The sequence below is a fragment of the Tsukamurella sp. II2bb genome, assembly GCF_057815145.1.
In genome coordinates this window covers 461,771-477,627 of the sequence record NZ_JBYPZI010000001.1, presented here as the reverse complement: position 1 = coordinate 477,627, position 15,857 = coordinate 461,771, and the positions used below count along the sequence as shown (strand labels likewise).

Annotated in this window: 14 protein-coding genes; 5 read left to right on the top strand and 9 right to left on the bottom strand. The window is 70.5% G+C overall.

Annotation, left to right across the window (positions count from 1 at the left end):
• From AC21LY_RS02645 to AC21LY_RS02630, 4 genes are all read right to left on the bottom strand, one after another.
• Positions 1-762 carry a maleate cis-trans isomerase family protein gene (locus AC21LY_RS02645; protein ID WP_489044666.1) on the bottom strand — a complete coding sequence of 254 codons (762 nt, stop codon included), beginning with the start codon at positions 760-762 and terminating at the stop codon, positions 1-3.
• Positions 763-939: 177 nt separating this feature from the next.
• Positions 940-1,635 (bottom strand): TetR/AcrR family transcriptional regulator, encoded by a 696-nt coding sequence (locus AC21LY_RS02640; protein WP_489044665.1) that lies wholly within the window; start codon positions 1,633-1,635, stop codon positions 940-942.
• A gap of 13 nt (positions 1,636-1,648) precedes the next feature.
• The gene (locus AC21LY_RS02635; RefSeq protein WP_489044664.1) at positions 1,649-3,184 is read right to left on the bottom strand and encodes an FAD-dependent monooxygenase; all 1,536 of its coding nucleotides are present in this window, start codon (positions 3,182-3,184) and stop codon (positions 1,649-1,651) included.
• 13 nt (positions 3,185-3,197) lie between these two features.
• Positions 3,198-4,898, bottom strand: a complete 1,701-nt coding sequence (locus AC21LY_RS02630; protein WP_489044663.1) for a (2,3-dihydroxybenzoyl)adenylate synthase — start codon at positions 4,896-4,898, stop codon at positions 3,198-3,200.
• A 116-nt stretch (positions 4,899-5,014) separates the two neighbouring features.
• Here AC21LY_RS02630 and AC21LY_RS02625 point away from each other — a divergent pair, with 116 nt between their 5' ends.
• Together AC21LY_RS02625 and AC21LY_RS02620 are read left to right on the top strand one after the other, a co-directional pair.
• Positions 5,015-6,313: an MFS transporter gene (locus AC21LY_RS02625; protein ID WP_489044662.1), complete on the top strand. Its 1,299-nt coding sequence runs from the start codon at positions 5,015-5,017 to the stop codon at positions 6,311-6,313.
• Positions 6,314-6,344: 31 nt separating this feature from the next.
• Entirely contained in the window at positions 6,345-7,187 is an 843-nt protein-coding gene (locus AC21LY_RS02620; RefSeq protein ID WP_489044661.1) for an alpha/beta hydrolase, read from the top strand.
• Positions 7,188-7,199: 12 nt separating this feature from the next.
• On the opposite strand, the gene AC21LY_RS02615 is transcribed toward AC21LY_RS02620, so the two are convergent.
• The gene (locus AC21LY_RS02615; RefSeq protein WP_489044660.1) at positions 7,200-8,225 is read right to left on the bottom strand and encodes an aspartate-semialdehyde dehydrogenase; all 1,026 of its coding nucleotides are present in this window, start codon (positions 8,223-8,225) and stop codon (positions 7,200-7,202) included.
• A 2-nt stretch (positions 8,226-8,227) separates the two neighbouring features.
• Positions 8,228-9,493: an aspartate kinase gene (locus tag AC21LY_RS02610; RefSeq protein WP_489044659.1), complete on the bottom strand. Its 1,266-nt coding sequence runs from the start codon at positions 9,491-9,493 to the stop codon at positions 8,228-8,230.
• 150 nt (positions 9,494-9,643) lie between these two features.
• Between AC21LY_RS02610 and AC21LY_RS02605 the strand changes: the two genes are divergently transcribed.
• The 3 genes from AC21LY_RS02605 to leuA all read left to right on the top strand — a co-directional run bounded on the left by AC21LY_RS02605 (position 9,644) and on the right by leuA (position 13,817).
• Entirely contained in the window at positions 9,644-10,456 is an 813-nt protein-coding gene (locus AC21LY_RS02605; RefSeq protein WP_489044658.1) for a hypothetical protein, read from the top strand.
• A 41-nt stretch (positions 10,457-10,497) separates the two neighbouring features.
• Complete coding sequence (locus AC21LY_RS02600) at positions 10,498-11,718, top strand: mannosyltransferase family protein (protein WP_489045410.1); 1,221 nt, start codon at positions 10,498-10,500, stop codon at positions 11,716-11,718.
• Between the two features lie 230 nt (positions 11,719-11,948).
• A complete protein-coding gene (gene leuA / locus AC21LY_RS02595) occupies positions 11,949-13,817 on the top strand; it encodes a 2-isopropylmalate synthase (RefSeq protein ID WP_489044657.1) in 1,869 nt (622 codons plus the stop codon).
• 83 nt (positions 13,818-13,900) lie between these two features.
• Here the strand turns inward: leuA and AC21LY_RS02590 are convergent, their stop codons facing one another.
• The 3 genes from AC21LY_RS02590 to AC21LY_RS02580 all read right to left on the bottom strand — a co-directional run bounded on the left by AC21LY_RS02590 (position 13,901) and on the right by AC21LY_RS02580 (position 15,780).
• Positions 13,901-14,350: a type II toxin-antitoxin system VapC family toxin gene (locus AC21LY_RS02590; RefSeq protein ID WP_489044656.1), complete on the bottom strand. Its 450-nt coding sequence runs from the start codon at positions 14,348-14,350 to the stop codon at positions 13,901-13,903.
• Complete coding sequence (locus AC21LY_RS02585; RefSeq protein ID WP_489044655.1) at positions 14,347-14,574, bottom strand: ribbon-helix-helix protein, CopG family; 228 nt, start codon at positions 14,572-14,574, stop codon at positions 14,347-14,349. The genes AC21LY_RS02590 and AC21LY_RS02585 overlap by 4 nt, the downstream gene beginning before the upstream one ends.
• Before the next feature lie 63 nt (positions 14,575-14,637).
• Complete coding sequence (locus AC21LY_RS02580; protein ID WP_489044654.1) at positions 14,638-15,780, bottom strand: globin domain-containing protein; 1,143 nt, start codon at positions 15,778-15,780, stop codon at positions 14,638-14,640.
• Positions 15,781-15,857 lie beyond the last annotated feature (77 nt).

Sequence of the window (15,857 nt, the reverse complement as noted above, 5' to 3'; positions counted from 1 at the left end):
TCAGTTCGCGGGGACGGCGGAATCGGCGCGCAGGAGCGACCCGGCATCCGGGATGTCGACGCGGGCGCCGACCGCTCGCAGGATCCGGTAGGCGCCGGCCGTCGCGGCCGTGATCACGGGAATGCCGAACTCGTCCTCCGCGGCCTGCACCAGATCCAGCGACGGCATCTGCACGCAGGCCGACAGCACCAGCACGTCGACACCGTCCAGGTTCAGGCTGCGCGCAGCATCCATGACCCGGTCGCCGGGAATGCAGCCCACCTCGGCGTTGTCCGCCACCTCGAGGGCCCGCCAATCGGCCACCTCGATCCCCTCGTTCTCCAGGTAGGCCACCACCTGCTCCGCGAGCGGCCGCAGATACGGGGTGACGACGGCGATCCGCTTGGCCCCCATGTCGTTCAGGGTGTCCACCAGCGCGCCCGCGCTGGACAGCACGCTCGCCTCGGATCCCCCGGCCGCGAGCTGCTCGGCGACGGCGAGCTCGGCTTCCCGATGTGCACCCGGGCCCGTCGACATGATGGCGACCAGGCACGCGTAGAGGACAGCGTCGACTCCGGCGTCGCCGAGCTCGATCACGCAGCGCTCCCGCTGCGCGTTCATCGCGCGCAGCTGCTCCGGCGAGACCTTCTGCATCCGCATCCGGCTGGAGTGGAAGGTGAACTCGCGCTCGGGGTGCCGCGCCAGGATGCGCGGCATCTCCGTCTCGACGGTGACGTTCGAGCTCGGCACGACGAGTCCGATGCGGGTGGGCTGATTGTTCACGCTGCTCCTTCTGCCGCGGTAAGGCTTCCTCCCCAGTATTCGACGCGAGCGTTCAAAAGTCAACACCCACGTAGACATGCCGCCTCCGCCCCGTCCCGCGCGAGAACGGCCCGAAACACGAACGGACCGACGGTGCCTGGCACCGTCGGTCCGTTCGCCTGCGTGTCGCGCGAAGCCCTAGAGCAATGGCTCGAGGCGATCGAGCCGCTCCCGGATCTCCCGGACGAGGCCCGGCGCACCGTCGGCCTCCTCCCCGCTCGGGACGCGGAGCATGCGCTGGATCAGGGAGTTCACCGTGTCGACGATGGACTCGACCCGCGCGGTGTCCTCCGGACGGGCCCACCAGGCCACCCAGTTGCACATGCCGATCACGCTCAGCGCCGTCGTCCGGGCGTCGACGGGCACGAACTGGCCCACTCGCACACCGTCCTCGATGATGGTGACCACCTCGCGCAGGATCCGCCGCTTGGCCTCCAGGTGGTCGGTCCGGGCCGGCTCGGGCAGCACCGTCTCCGAGCGGTCCAGGATGCGGAACCGCCCCGGATACCGAACCCGCTCCCGCACCAGCTGATCGGTGAAGTTCGCGATCTTGTCCGCCGGTGCGAGATCGGGCCGGGCATGCAGTTCCTCGAGCATGGCCACGAGACTCTGGGACACGCCCTCCACCAGCATCACCAGCAGGTCCTCTTTGCTGCTGAGGTAGTGGTACAACGCCGGACGCGAGACGCCGACCGCGTCGGCGATGTCCTGCAGGCTGGTCGCCTCGTATCCCTTGACCGCGAACAACTCCGTCGCGGCGTCGAGCACCTCGCCGACGATCAGCTCGCGACGCCGGGAGCCGGTCGCCTTTCCCGATTTCTCCGCGGACGACATGCTGACAGACTAGCTATGCCACGATCACCGCATCCGCCCGGCGCGCCGCCACGGCCGCGGCCGCCTCGGAGCGCAGAGCCTCCGGAACCTCGACGATCACCGTGTGCCGGCCCGCCCAGCGCACCCGCTCGCCGATGTCGATCCGCGCGCCCACCGCGGCCGGCTCCGAGCCGCCCGACAGCACGATCACCGATTCCGGCGCCCGCGAGAGCTCGTCGACCATCGTCTCGTGGTCCGCACCCCAGACGTCGCCCCCCGTCCACGTCACGATCCGCGTCGCGCCGTCGGGCAGCTCGGCCCGGCTCACCGTGCGGGCCGGTGCCGAGACGGCGGGCGTGGCCAACGGTCGCGACAGCACCCAGGCGTCCAGAGCGTCGGGTTCCGCGACGGGGGCGTCGCCGAGATGGGCCAGCGCGCAGCGCGTGGTCTCCGGGTACTCGACGGCGTAGTCCCGGACGCCGATGTTGCCGGCGCGGGTCATGTACGACAGGGCGATCTCCTCGGCGGACGCACCGGAGCGCTCCCGGAAGCTCGACCACCACGCCTGCGAGCGCGCGGCGAGGTGCTTGAACCGCTGCACGCTCGGCCGGCGGGCGGCCTCGTACGCCGCGAAGGCGTCCGCGACATCGGCGTGCTCGCCGAGCGCGTCCGCGAGGGCTATCGCATCCTCCAGGGCCAGCTTCGTGCCGGAACCGATCGTGTAGTGAGCAGTGTGCGCGGCATCGCCCAGGAAGACCACGTTGCCGGCGGACCAGCGCTCCAGCGACACCGTCGGGAACTGCGCCCATCGGGTTCGGTTAGCGAGCAGGTCGCGCCCCTGCAGCTCCGGCGCGAACACGTCGCCGAGAAGCGCGAGGCTGCGATGATCCGACTCCCCCGGCGCGACCTCGCGGTCGTTGCGGTCGAGACCGGCGCTCTCCCAGGTCCGGGCGTCCGCCTCGATCAGGAAGGTGCTCCGGTCCTCGGCGTACGGATAGGCGTGCACCACGAACAGGTCATCACCGCGCGAGCGCCACGTGAAGTTGGCGTTGTCGACGGCGAAATCGGTTCCGCACCACATGTAATGGAGGGAACCGTAAGTGACGTTCACGCCCAGTTCCGCTTCCAGCTTCTCGCGTACCGCACTCCGCGCGCCGTCCGCGGCGACGATCACGTCCGCCTCCAGCTCGGAGACGTCGACGCGGGTACCCATGCGGATGTCGACCCCGACCTCCTCGGCTGCCCGGGTCAGTACTTCGAGGAGCACCGCGCGCCCGATCGCGAGGTTACGGGCGCCGTGCAGGTGCACCTCCCGACCCTCGGTGCGCAGCACCAGGTTGTGCCCCGCGTGGCTCGCGGCACGCATCCGCTCAGCGGTCTCGGGATCGGCCGACGCGACGTTGCGCATCGTCGCCTCCGTGAGCCCGACCCCGAATCCGAATGTGCCCGTACTGGAGTCGGCCCGTTCGTAGACGGTCACCGTCGAGTCCGGGTCACGGAGCTTGATCAGCCTCGCCGCGGCCAGGCCCGCGGGACCTCCGCCGATGATCGCAATGGTCCGCTTCGTCATGGTCCGACCTTCCTTACCGTGCAACGCCGGACTCGCCGGCGCGCAATGCCTCTGCGACGCGTTCCCGCAGATCCTTCTTCGACACCTTGCCCACGTTCGAGAGCGGGAACTCCGTGACGACCTCCACCCGTTCCGGCAGTTTGTATTTGGCGAGCCCCTGGCCCAGCAGGAACGCGCCGAGCCGCTCCACCGTGAGGTCCTCGGCATCGGGTTCCGCGATGATGAAGGCACAGGCCCGTTCGCCGAGCACGGGATCGGGCATCGCGACGAGCGCGGCGCTGATCACGTCCGGGTGCCGGAGGATGACCTCCTCGACCTCCTCGGCGTGGATCTTCTCGACGCCGCGGTTGATCACGTCCTTGATCCTGCCCTCGATCGAATACACCAGCACCCCGCCGTCGTCGTGCGCCCGGGCCAAGTCCCCCGTGCGGTAGAAGCCCTCGGCGTCGAAGGCATCGTGGTTGTGCTGCTCGGCGCGGTAGTAGCCGCGGATCGTGTACGGACCGCGCGCACAGAACTCGCCGATCTCGCCGGTCGGCACCTCCGCGTCACCGCCGACCTCCACGATCCGCACCTCGTCCGCGGGCGAGATCGGGGCGCCCACCGTATGGTGCCGGACGTCCTCGCTCGCACCGTCGGGGTTCACCAGGAACATGCCCTCGGCCATGCCGAACATCTGCCGGACCGCGATACCCAGCTCGTCCCGCAGGCGGATCGAGACCTCTTCGGGGAGGGCCTGTCCGCCGACGATGAACTGCTCGATGCTGGAAAGGTCGGCGCTGCGACTGCTCGGCTCCTCCAGCAGCCGCACCGCGAGCGCAGGGGGCACCAGCGGCAAGGACGTCGGCCGCTCCCGCTCGATCAGTTCCAGAAGCAACGGGATCTGCGCCGAGGGCGCGAGAACGATGGCGGCGCCGCTCAGCAGCGCCGGCTGCACCGCCAGCGCGATCCCGGCGTTGTGCATCACCGGTAGCGGGTACAGGACCCTCGTCTGCGGCCCCCAGCCGAGCGCCTCGGCCCACGCCCGGGAGTTGTAGACGTACTCCTCGTGCTGCCGCGGCGCGACCTTGGGCAATCCGGTGGTGCCGCCGGACAGTTGGAAGACGACGATCTGCTCCGGGTGCACGGGCTCCGGCGCCGGCGCCGCCGCTCCCGCCGCCACGAGCTGCTCCAGCGTCGGGGTGCCACCGATCGCCTCTCCCCGCGCGACGATCACCACGCCGATCCGGCCGTCGGCGTGGAGTTCCCGCGCGACGGCGAGCGACTCGCCCCGTCCGTGATCGGCCTGGACGACCGTCGCGCGGGCGCCGACGTGTTCGGCGAGGAGCCCCACCTCACGCGTTCCGTGCTGGGGCAGCGTGCACACGGGGCGAAGCCCTGCGATGAGCGCACCGAAATAGGCCACCAGAGTCTCGGCGACGTTCCCCATCTGGAACATGATCGGCTCGCCCGCGCGCAGGCCGGTCTCCGCGCGCAGGCCCGCCGCGAACCGCCGTGCACGGTCGCCGAGGTCGGCGTAGGACCACCGGACCTCGGGCGTGATGAGAGCGACGCGGTCGGCGAACCGCTCCGTCGCGGCGCTGAATTCGTCGGGCAGAGACGCGCCCCGCCACAGGCCGCGGGCACGGTAGTCGGCGACGAACTCGGGCGGGTAGGCGATCAAGCCCGGGTCCGTATCGGGACGGGGGCCGGCTGAGACGAGATCTTCTGACATGCGAGTCAAGATATCAACACTGATGTTGACAACACAAGGGGTTCTGCCCTTTGATGGATCCGGAACGTGATCCGCACCACGTTTCTCGACACCGTCTTCAACTCCGAGGAGTGCCCATGACCCGTCGCCCCGCCGCCGAGGGCGTCAGCCGCCCCTACGCCGTGGTCGCGGTCTGTTTCGCCGCGATCGTCTTCGACGGCTACGACCTCATCGTCTACGGCTCGACGATGCCCTATCTCCTCGCGTACGAACCCTGGGCGCTGACCCGAACCGAGGCCGGTGCGATCGGCAGCTACGCGCTGCTCGGCATGTTCTTCGGCGCGATCCTCGCGGGAACACTGACCGACCGCTTCGGCCGGCGCCGGCTCTTCCTCGGCTGCCTGACCTGGTACTCGGTGGCGATGATCGCGGTCGCCGCCGCACCCAGCCCGGAGCTCCTCGGCGTCTTCCGCTTCATCGCCGGCCTCGGTTTCGGCGGCGTCGCGCCGGTCGCGATCGCCCTCGTCATCGAGGTGGCGAAGGCGCATCAGAAGAACCTGCTCAACGCGGTGATGCTGTCCGGGCTCCCCGTCGGCGGCGTCATCGCGGCGGTGTTCGCCCTCTCCTTCGGCGGCACCCTCGGTTTCCGCGGTCTGTGGGCACTCGGCGCGTCGGCGCTCGTCCTCGTCGTGCCGCTCGCGTGGCGAGTGATCCCCGAGACCGCGCCCGCCCCCGCGGCCGGCACGCCGGCGAGCGCTCCCACGGCCGACACCCCGGCGAGTGCTCCCGCAGGCGCTCCGGCGGTCGGGAGGGCTCGCGAGCTGCTCGGCATGCCCGCGGTGGCCGCCCTGGCGCTCTTCGCGCTCGCCAACTTCGCCGGCTTCCTCCTGGTGTTCGGCCTGAACACGTGGCTCCCCGAGCTGATGCGCGGCGCCGGGTACAGCCTGGGCTCGGCGCTCACCTTCCAGGTGCTGCTCAACGTGGGCGCGATCCTCGGCGGCCTGGCCGGGGCGGTGCTCGCCGACCGGTACGGGAACCGGAGGATCGCGGCGGCCTACTTCCTGTTGGCCACGCTGGCGATCGGCGGCATGGCGATGATGCCCTCGCTCGCCGTGATGTACGTCGTGGTGCTGCTCGCCGGCGCAGGCTCGATCGGCACGCAGATCGTGCTGTTCGGGTACGTCGCCACCTACTACCGCATCTCGGTCCGGGCCACGGCCCTCGGGATCAGCACGGGCGTCGGCCGGCTGGGCGCCGTCACCGGCCCGCTGGCCGGCGGGATCCTGCTCAGCGCCGGCGTGCCCTTCGGCGGGATCGCCGCGGCGTTCTGCGTGGTCGCCTTCGTCGGTGGCGTCGCCTGCCTTCTGGTGCCCCGGCAGAACGAGGACCGTCACGCCCCCGCAACAGCGACGACCCCGGCACCGTCGGGCGTCTGACCATCCCTACCCTCACGAACGGAGCACACCGATGAACGACGTCACGATCGAATCGATCGCCACGGACGGGGCGACCCTCGGCGCGCGGGTCGCCACCGCGCAGGAGGCGCCGCGGGCGCTGGTCGTCGCACTCCACGGCGGAACCTACGACTCCGGCTACTACACCGGACCGGATTCCCTTCTCGCCCTGGGCCCTCGACTCGGCTGCACCGTCGCCGCGATCGACCGCCCCGGCTACGGCGCCGGTGCCGCGATCTCGGCCGACGACCTCACCTTCGACCGGCAGACCGAGCTCCTCACCGCCGCCGTCGGCGCGCTGCGGGCACGGTTCGGGCTTCCTCTGGTCCTGGTCGGACACTCGATCGGCGGGATGATGGCCCTGCAGGTGGCGGCCGCGCTCGACGGCCCCCTCGCCGGGGTGGAGGTGAGCGGCCTCGGTGAACTCTGGCAGCCCGGACTCCGGGAGATGTGGTCCGGGCTCATCGGCGACGCGCCCGCGATCGAGCTCCCGCCCGAGGCGCACGCGTCGGTCATGTTCGGCCCGGAGGCCACTCGCAGTGATGCCGCCGTCGCACGCAACGCCGACCTGCTCCGGCCGATGCCGATGCCCGAGCTGCGCGACGTGGTCGCCTGGTCGGATCGGCTACCCGGCGTGGCGGCGCGGATCTCCGCGCCGGTCCGGGGCACGCTGGCCGAGCACGACCACATCTGGCAGTCCGACGGTGCCGCGCGCGACGCCCTCGCACGGCACTTCACCACCGGGCCGATCGAGGTGGTCGGGTTCGGCGGCGCGGGTCACTCCATCGAACTGCACCGGCGGGCGCGCGAGTACACGCTCACCCAGCTGGCGTTCGTGGAGCACTGCATCGCCTGACCGGCAGCGCCCTCAGACCAGCAGCTCCGCGATCTGCACGGTGTTCAGCGCGGCACCCTTGCGCAGGTTGTCGCCGCTGATGAAGAGGGCGAGGCCCCGCCCGTCCGGCACGCCCGGGTCCTGCCGGATGCGGCCGACGAGCGAGTCGTCGGCACCGGCGGCGGCGAGCGGGGTCGGCACGTCGACCAGCGTCACCCCGGGCGCCGCGGCCAGCAGCTCCTGGGCCCGCGCCACCGACAGCGGCGCGGCGAACTCGGCGTTGATCGACAGCGAGTGGCCGGTGAGGACGGGCACGCGCACGCAGGTGCCGGAGACCAGCAGGTCCGGCAGGCCCAGGATCTTGCGCGACTCGTTGCGCAGCTTCTGGTCCTCGTCGGTCTCGCCCGAGCCGTCGTCGACGATGGCGCCCGCCAGTGGCAGCACGTTGAAGGCGATCGGCGCGACGTACTTGTTCGGCGCGGGGAACTCCACCGCCGAGCCGTCGTGCACCAGCTTCTCGGCCTCGGGTGCGACGGCGCGCACCTGGGAGACGAGTTCCTCGACGCCGGCCAGGCCGGAGCCGGACACCGCCTGGTACGAGGAGACGATGAGCCGCTGCAGGCCCGCCTCGTCGTGCAGCACCTTGAGCACCGGCATCGCGGCCATCGTGGTGCAGTTCGGGTTGGCGATGATGCCCTTCTTCAGGTCCTTGACCTGCTCCGGATTCACCTCCGAGACCACCAGCGGCACGTCGGGATCCTTGCGCCAGGCGCTCGAGTTGTCGATCACGGTGACACCGGCGGCGGCGAACCGCGGCGCCTGCACCCGCGACATCGTCGCGCCGGCGCTGAACAGCGCGACGTCGAGACCCGTCGGATCCGCGGTCTCGGCGTCCTCGACGACGATCTCGCGGTCGCCGAAGGGCAGCGTCTTGCCCGCGGACCGCGAGGACGCGAAGAACCGCACCTCGTCGGCCGGGAAGTTCCGGTCCAGCAGCAGCTGCCGCATCACGGCGCCCACCTGGCCGGTGGCGCCGACGACTCCTACGCGTACACCCATGACTACCGCCCCGTTCCCGCGTAGACGACGGCCTCTTCGTCCGTGCCGAGGTCGAAGGCGTCGTGCAGCACCTTGACCGCCTCGTCGAGCTCGGTGTCCCGGATCAGCACCGAGATCCGGATCTCCGAGGTGGAGATCAGCTCGATGTTGATGCCGGCCTGCGAGAGCGCCTCGCAGAAGGTCGCGGTGACGCCGGGGTGGCTCTTCATCCCCGCGCCCACCAGCGAGACCTTGCCGACGTGATCGTCGTAGACCACCGAGTCGAAGCCGATCTCCTGGCGCAGGACCTCGAGCTTCTCGACGCCCAGCGGGCCGAGCTCACGCGGCAGCGTGAAGGTGATGTCCGTCTTGCCGGTGTTCACCTTCGACACGTTCTGCAGCACCATGTCGATGTTGATCTCGGCGTCCGCGACCGCACGGAAGACGCGCGCCGCGTAGCCCGGCTTGTCCTCCAGGCCGACGACCGTGATCTTGGCCTCGCTGCGATCGTGGGCGACGCCGGTGAGAATTGCCTCTTCCACGGGGATGTCCTCCATAGAGCCGGCGACGATGGTGCCGGGCTTGGTCGAGTACGACGAGCGCACGTGAACGGGAACGTTGTAGCGGCGCGCGTACTCCACGCACCGGAGCATGAGCACCTTCGCACCGCAGGCGGCCATCTCGAGCATCTCCTCGAAGGAGACCTTCTCGAGGTGCCTGGCGTTGGGCACGATGCGCGGATCGGCGGTGTAGATGCCGTCGACGTCGGTGTAGATCTCGCAGACGTCCGCCTTCAACGCGGCCGCGAGGGCCACGGCGGTGGTGTCCGAGCCGCCGCGACCGAGCGTGGTCACGTCCTTGGTGTCCTGCGAGACGCCCTGGAAGCCGGCGACGAGCACGATCTTGCCCTCGGCGATCGCGGCCTCGACGCGCCCGGGCGTGACGTCGATGATCTTCGCCGCGCCGTGCCGGCTGGTGGTGATCACTCCGGCCTGCGAGCCGGTGAAGGACTGCGCCTCGGCGCCGAGCGAATGGATGGCCATCGCGACGAGCGCGTTGGAGATGCGCTCACCCGAGGTGAGCAGCATGTCCATCTCGCGGGCGGGCGGCGCGGGGCACACCTGGTTGGCGAGATCGAGCAGCTCATCGGTGGTATCGCCCATCGCGGAGACCACGACGACGACGTCGTTGCCCGCGCGCTTGGTCTCCACGATCCGTTCGGCCACGCGCCGGATGCGCTCGGCGGAGGAGACGGAGCTGCCTCCGTACTTCTGGACGACGAGTGCCACGTGGAACCTCTCCGTTGCGGGCTTCGATGTGCGCTTCGATACTACCGACCTGGCTTCTTCGGCCGGGAGGGCACCGCTCCAAGCGGCGCGCAACCCACTGTTCAGCGAGAGTGCGGATAATCGGGGTGAACGCGAAATCAGGAGATCTGCATGAACCCCTACGGCGGCCACAATCCCGGCCCGAACCCCGGTGGACGTCCTCCCGGTCAGCCCGGCCCGTGGCAGGGCGGTCAGCCCGGCCGGCCGGGCGGCTACCCGCAGGCCCCGCAGCCCGGCTACCCCGCCGGTCCCCCGCGCTACGGCACGAACGGTCCCGTCGGCGGCGCCCCCGCCGGTCCCGGAGTTCCGCGCGGCCCCCTCGGCCCCGGGTTTCCGGGTGGCCCCGCCGGTCCGGGTGGGCCTGCGGGTCCGGGTGGGCCTGCCGGCCCGGGCGGCGGAAACGGCGGCAACCGCAAGCCCCTGCTCATCGCGCTGACGGCTGTCGTCGCCGTCCTCGCCGTGGCCGGTGCCGTCGCACTCGGGCTCGCGCTGAAGACCGACGACTCGTCGACGGCGTCGCCCGTCACCTTCTCGGGCGCCCCGGCCACCACGACCTCGGGAGCCCCGACCACGGGCGCGACGGCGCCGCCCGGCGAGCCGGCCACGCAGTCCGACGGCTTCCTCACCACGGCACCCCGCACCTCGACCGGCTCCGGCGCGGGCGTGTCGGTGCAGCTCAAGCTCACCGCGACCGGGAACGGCCCCGGCGCGGTCTCCGTCGTCGGCGTCCGCAGCGGCACCGTCCCGCCGGCCACGACGCTGCCCTGGGAATGGCAGGGCGCGGCGACCATCGGTGACGTCATGACGATGACCGTGACCGGAACGGGCCCGGTCAGCTGCACCATCGTCGTCAACGGGCAGGACTTCACCCAGTCCGGCGAGAACCGGGTGGTCTGCTCGATCAGGCGGATCACCAGCCGGTGATCGGCGCGCACGAGCCGGCCGGCAGCGGGGCGGTCGGTACGATGCGAGCCGTGCCGACCGCCCCCGACCTCGCCGACACCGGAGCCGCGACGGCACCGTCGTCCCTGCTGGACCGCACCCGCGACGTCTGGCTGCCCGTGGTCTTCTACCTCGCGATCCGCGGCATCGGGCTCGCGGTGCTGGCCCGGTTCGCGCAACTGCGCAGCCAGAACCTCGCCGACCTCCTGACGGCGTGGGACGGCAAGTGGATGATCGGGCTGGCCACCTACGGCTACGACGCGATGCCGTGGCGGTTCGTCGACGCGCGGGGCGAGCACACCGCCGACACCGCGTACGCCTTCTTCCCGGGCTTCCCCATGCTGGTGCGAGCGGTCGCGCAGTTGCCGGGCTTCGACGCCTACCGGGCGGCGCTGACCGTCAACGTGATCGTCGGTTGCGTCGCGGCGGTCGCCGCGTACCGGTTGGGGCGCCTGTGTGTCGAGCACATGCCGCAGGTCCCCACGCGCCTGGCGGAACGCGCCGGACTCCTCACTACGGTGCTGTTCGCCGCCGCCCCCATGTCCATCGTGCTCACGATGGCCTACACCGAGGCCCTCTACTGCGCCCTAGCCGGGTGGGCTCTGGTCGGGGTGATGGAGCGCAAGTGGATCCTCGCGGGGATCTGCACGGCGCTGGCCGGTTTCTGCCGCCCCACCTCGGTCGTGCTGATCGGGGTGGTCGCCCTGGCGGCGCTCCTCGCGATCCTCTCGTCCGACGGTGCCGAGCGCGTCAAGGCCGCCCTCTGCGTGCTGCTCACGCCGCTGGGCTGGGTGACCTACCTACTCGTCGTGGCGCACCACACCGGGAGCCTGACGGGGTGGTTCCGGATCCAGACCGAGGGCTGGGGCACCACCTTCGACGTGGGCGTGCAGACCTGGCAGTTCGTGAACTACACGCTGGTCAACGGCTCGGACATCGCGGATCTGTCGGTGGTCGCGCTGCTCGCGGCGTCGATCGTGCTGATCGTACTCGCGATCCGCGCGAAGATGCCGTGGCCGATCACGCTGTACGGCTCACTGGTCGTGATCTCGCTGCTCGGCTCCGGTGGACTGATGATGTCGCGGCCGCGGCTGCTGCTGCCCGCCTTCGTCCTGCTGATCCCCATCGCGATCGCCCTGGCCGGGGTCTCGAAGCGCGCGCGGATCTGGACCTGCGTCGGCATCGTCACCGCCACGTGCTGGTACGGCGCCCACATGGTGAGCGTCTACCCGCACGCCATGTGACCGGCGCGGCCGGGCCCGGTTCCGCCTGGCGGGGCCGGTGCGCTACATTCGAAGACGTGCAGTGGCGCGCTCTTCTCCTCGGTTGCCGCGGCGGGGTCTGACCAGACCGGCTTCCCGTCGCGGGTTTGAGCCGTGGTCAGCGGCAGCGCCGGTCGAGACCACAGGTCGCACGACGACCGATTCCGTCCCTGCCAGCCGCGGGGACGCTCCGAGAAAGTAACCTCGACATCATGAGCCCTGCAGCCGATTCCTACACCTCCGGCGTATCCAAGATCTCCGCTCCCGCCGGCCCCCGCAATCCGGGACAGCCGGTGTGGAACCCCCAGCGCGGAAGTGCGATGCCCGCGCACCGCTACCGCCCCTTCGCCGACGAGGTCGAGCGCATCGCGCTCCCCGATCGCACGTGGCCTGACAAGGTCGCCACGACCGCGCCGCTGTGGTGCGCCGTCGACCTGCGCGACGGCAACCAGGCACTCATCGATCCGATGAGCCCGGCGCGCAAGCGGCGCATGTTCGACCTGCTGGTCCGCATGGGCTACAAGGAGATCGAGGTCGGCTTCCCGTCGGCGAGCCAGACCGATTTCGACTTCGTCCGCGAGATCATCGAGGACGGTGCCATCCCCGACGATGTCACCATCCAGGTGCTGGTGCAGTGCCGCGACGAGCTGATCGAGCGCACCTTCGAGGCCTGTCAGGGCGCGAAGAACGTGATCGTGCACTTCTACAACTCGACCTCGGTGCTGCAGCGCCGCGTGGTCTTCCGCGCCGACAAGGCCGCGATCAAGAAGATCGCCACCGACGCCGCACACAAGGTGCTCGAGGAGGAGAAGAAGTACCCGGACACCAACTGGCGCTACGAGTACTCCCCCGAGTCGTACACCGGCACCGAGCTGTCCTTCGCCAAGGAGGTGTGCGACGCGGTCACCGAGATCATCGCCCCCACCCCGGACAAGCCGATCATCCTGAACCTGCCGGCCACCGTTGAGATGGCGACGCCGAACGTCTACGCGGACTCGATCGAGTGGATGCACCGCAACCTGGCCCGCCGGGACAGCGTGATTCTCTCGCTGCACCCGCACAACGACCGCGGCGAGGGCGTCGCGGCCGCCGAGCTGGGCTACCTGGCCGGCGCGGACCGCATTGAGGGCTGCCTGTTCGGCAACGGCGAGCGCACCGGCAATGTCTGCCTGGTGACGCTCGGGCTGAACCTGTTCAGCCGCGGTATCGACCCGCAGATCAGCTTCTCGGACATCGACGAGATCCGGCGCACCGTCGAGTACTGCAACCAGCTGCCCGTGCCCGAGCGGCATCCGTACGGCGGCGACCTGGTGTACACCGCCTTCTCCGGCAGCCACCAGGACGCGATCAACAAGGGCCTCGATCAGATGAAGATCGACGCCGACGGCGCGGACCAGGACGTCGACGACATCCTGTGGCAGGTGCCCTACCTGCCGATCGACCCCAAGGACGTGGGCCGCAACTACGAGGCCGTGATCCGTGTGAACAGCCAGTCCGGCAAGGGCGGCGTCGCGTACATCATGAAGGCCGATCACGGGCTGCAGCTGCCCCGCCGCCTGCAGATCGAGTTCAGCCAGTCGGTGCAGAAGATCACCGACGGCGAGGGCGGCGAGGTCACGCCCAAGGAGATGTGGGACGTCTTCGCCGGCGAGTACATCGACCCGATCGTGCCGCTGGAGCGCATGCGCCAGAAGGTCACCGCATCCGAGGTCGACGGCGGGGTCGACCGCATCGACGCGGTGGTCAAGGTCGACGGCAGGGAGCAGGAGATCACCGGCGAGGGCAACGGCCCGCTGGCCGCCTTCGTGGACGCGATCGGCACCGTCGGCTTCGACGTCCGGGTGCTGGACTACAGCGAGCACGCCCTGTCCGCGGGTGACGACGCGCAGGCCGCCGCCTACGTCGAGGCCATCGTCCGCGTCGGCGACGAGGACCGCACCGTCTGGGGAGTGGGCATCGCCCCGTCGATCACCACCGCATCCCTGCGCGCCGTGGTCTCGGCGGTCAACCGCGCCCACGGAAGCCGGCGGGCCGCGCAGGAGGCGGTCGGCCAGGCGTCGACCCGCACCTGGGCCCCGTAAGGGCACACCGACCGCTCCGTGAATCCCCGGTCGCCCCGCTGCTCATGCGCGGGGCGACCGGGGATTCTCCGGTTTCGGTGTCGCTAGGGCCACCCGTCCTGGACCGGAAGCCTGAATGCCGCGACTCCCGGGGTCAGTGGTCGAACCGCACGGAAGTCACGCTCATCGAGGGTGAGGATGTCGACGATCCGATAGCGTGCAGCGAGAACGACGGAGACCGCGTCGGCGAGGTCGAGGCGTAGGTCGCGATAGCGGCCGATCAGCTCTCGGGCCACCACGAGGTCCGCGGCGTCCACCTGGGGAACAATGACGGCGCCTTCCTCGGCGGCTGTCAGAAGTTCATCGAGCACGAGGTTCGCGACTAGGCGATTCTTGCCGAATCGGGCGACGAGCAGGTGGTCGACCTCATCCAGGACGAGCGGAGACACGATCGCGACGGACTGCGACAGCATTCGATCGGCGCGCTCGTGCTCGGTAGCGGCTGTGTCATGGGCCGCGATGATCGCCGACGTGTCGGCGAACACGAGGGTCATTCGTACACGCGGTTCAGCATCTCGTCCGCCCTGGAGGCGAACTCGGGATCCCCTGAATCGAATGTGGGGCGCGGCCGAGATCGCCGCACGACCCGATGATGTAAGAGCGCGAGCTCGACCCCTTCACGAATCAAGTCCGCCTCAGACCGCCCCGTGGCCTCGGCCGTGCGCTTGAGCTCCGCGACCTGATCGGGGTCGAGGTACACGCTGGTCTTCGCCTTCATGTACGTAGGGTACTCCGTAGGGTAAGCGCTCGCCCCGACGGCATCGACCGTCTATAGCCGTGATCACACGGTCGGGGTGAAGGCCTCGAACCACACCCGCTCGCGCGGGACGCCGGCGCCCTCGAGCTGCTCGGCCGCGCCGGTCATGAACGGCAGGGGGCCGCACAGGTAGGCGTGGGCGTCGGAGGGGATGGCCAGCGCGCCCAGGTCGATCCGGCCGCGGGACTCTCCCTCGCCCAACGGGTATCCATCGGGGAGCTCGTCGTACCAGGTGTGCAGCGCGGCCCCCGGGATCCGCCCGACGAGCTCGGTCAGCTCGGCCCGGTGCGCGTGGGTCGCGCGGGTGCGATCCGCGTGCGCCACGACGACCCGGCGCGCGCCGCCCTCCTCAGCGAGATGATGGAGCATGCCGAGGACGGGAGTGATCCCGATGCCCGCCGAGGCGAGCACCAGCGGCGTCGCGGGATCGCTGTCGAGAACGACGTCGCCGAAGGGCGGCGACACCTGCAGCTGCGTGCCCTCGAAGGCGTACTCGTGCAAGTGCGACGAGACCTCGCCGTCCCGCCGCACCCCGACCCGCCAGCGGCCGTCGCCCGCGCCGGACAGGCTGTACTGCCGGATCTGCCGCGCACCGTCGGGCAGGATGACCGCGACGGAGATGTACTGGCCGGGAACGAAATCAGGCAACGCCGCGCCCGACGGGTCGGCGAGGACGAAGGCGACGGTGCCGGGGGTCTCCTGCTGCCGCTCGGCCACGACGACGGTGCGCCACACGGTCTCCGGCGTGACGGCGGCGGCCTCGTACACGTCGGCGAACTGCCAGTAGAGCGCGCTCCAGGCCTCCGCCACCACGGGCGTGACGGCGTCACCCAGCACCTGCGCGATCGCCGCGAACAGGTGCTCGTAGACCACCTGGTACTGCTCCGGCGCGACGCCCAGCGAGGCGTGCTTGTGCGCGACCCGCTCCAGCATCGGCCGGGCGGAGACCTCGTCGTCGACGACGGCGGTGGCGTACATCGCGATCGACGCCGCGAGCGAGCGCGGCTGCAGGCCGGCCGCCTGGTTGCCCCGGTTGAACAGGTCCCGCTCCAGCTCGGGGTGCGCATCGAACATGCGGCGGTAGAAGATCGGCGTGATCTCGTCGATCGCGCCGCCCACGGCGGGCAGGGTGGCGCGGATGACGGCGAGCTGGGTGTCGCTGAGCATGGGGCATCTGTCCTCGGGCTGAAGGAGTGGTTCCCCTCAACGCTATGGAGTGGCGCCCACCTGCCACCAGGGCCGGA

Excerpts from the sequence above, each read along its gene's own strand:
- AC21LY_RS02615 (WP_489044660.1), bottom strand. The coding sequence starts at position 8,225 with ATGGGTGTACGCGTAGGAGTCGTCGGCGCCACCGGCCAGGTGGGCGCC.
- AC21LY_RS02625 (WP_489044662.1), top strand. The coding sequence starts at position 5,015 with ATGACCCGTCGCCCCGCCGCCGAGGGCGTCAGCCGCCCCTACGCCGTG.
- AC21LY_RS02585 (WP_489044655.1), bottom strand. The coding sequence starts at position 14,574 with ATGAAGGCGAAGACCAGCGTGTACCTCGACCCCGATCAGGTCGCGGAG.
- AC21LY_RS02605 (WP_489044658.1), top strand. The coding sequence starts at position 9,644 with ATGAACCCCTACGGCGGCCACAATCCCGGCCCGAACCCCGGTGGACGT.
- leuA (WP_489044657.1), top strand. The coding sequence starts at position 11,949 with ATGAGCCCTGCAGCCGATTCCTACACCTCCGGCGTATCCAAGATCTCC.
- AC21LY_RS02620 (WP_489044661.1), top strand. The coding sequence starts at position 6,345 with ATGAACGACGTCACGATCGAATCGATCGCCACGGACGGGGCGACCCTC.
- AC21LY_RS02600 (WP_489045410.1), top strand. The coding sequence starts at position 10,498 with ATGCGAGCCGTGCCGACCGCCCCCGACCTCGCCGACACCGGAGCCGCG.
- AC21LY_RS02635 (WP_489044664.1), bottom strand. The coding sequence starts at position 3,184 with ATGACGAAGCGGACCATTGCGATCATCGGCGGAGGTCCCGCGGGCCTG.
- AC21LY_RS02640 (WP_489044665.1), bottom strand. The coding sequence starts at position 1,635 with ATGTCGTCCGCGGAGAAATCGGGAAAGGCGACCGGCTCCCGGCGTCGC.
- AC21LY_RS02580 (WP_489044654.1), bottom strand. The coding sequence starts at position 15,780 with ATGCTCAGCGACACCCAGCTCGCCGTCATCCGCGCCACCCTGCCCGCC.
- AC21LY_RS02590 (WP_489044656.1), bottom strand. The coding sequence starts at position 14,350 with ATGACCCTCGTGTTCGCCGACACGTCGGCGATCATCGCGGCCCATGAC.
- AC21LY_RS02630 (WP_489044663.1), bottom strand. The coding sequence starts at position 4,898 with ATGTCAGAAGATCTCGTCTCAGCCGGCCCCCGTCCCGATACGGACCCG.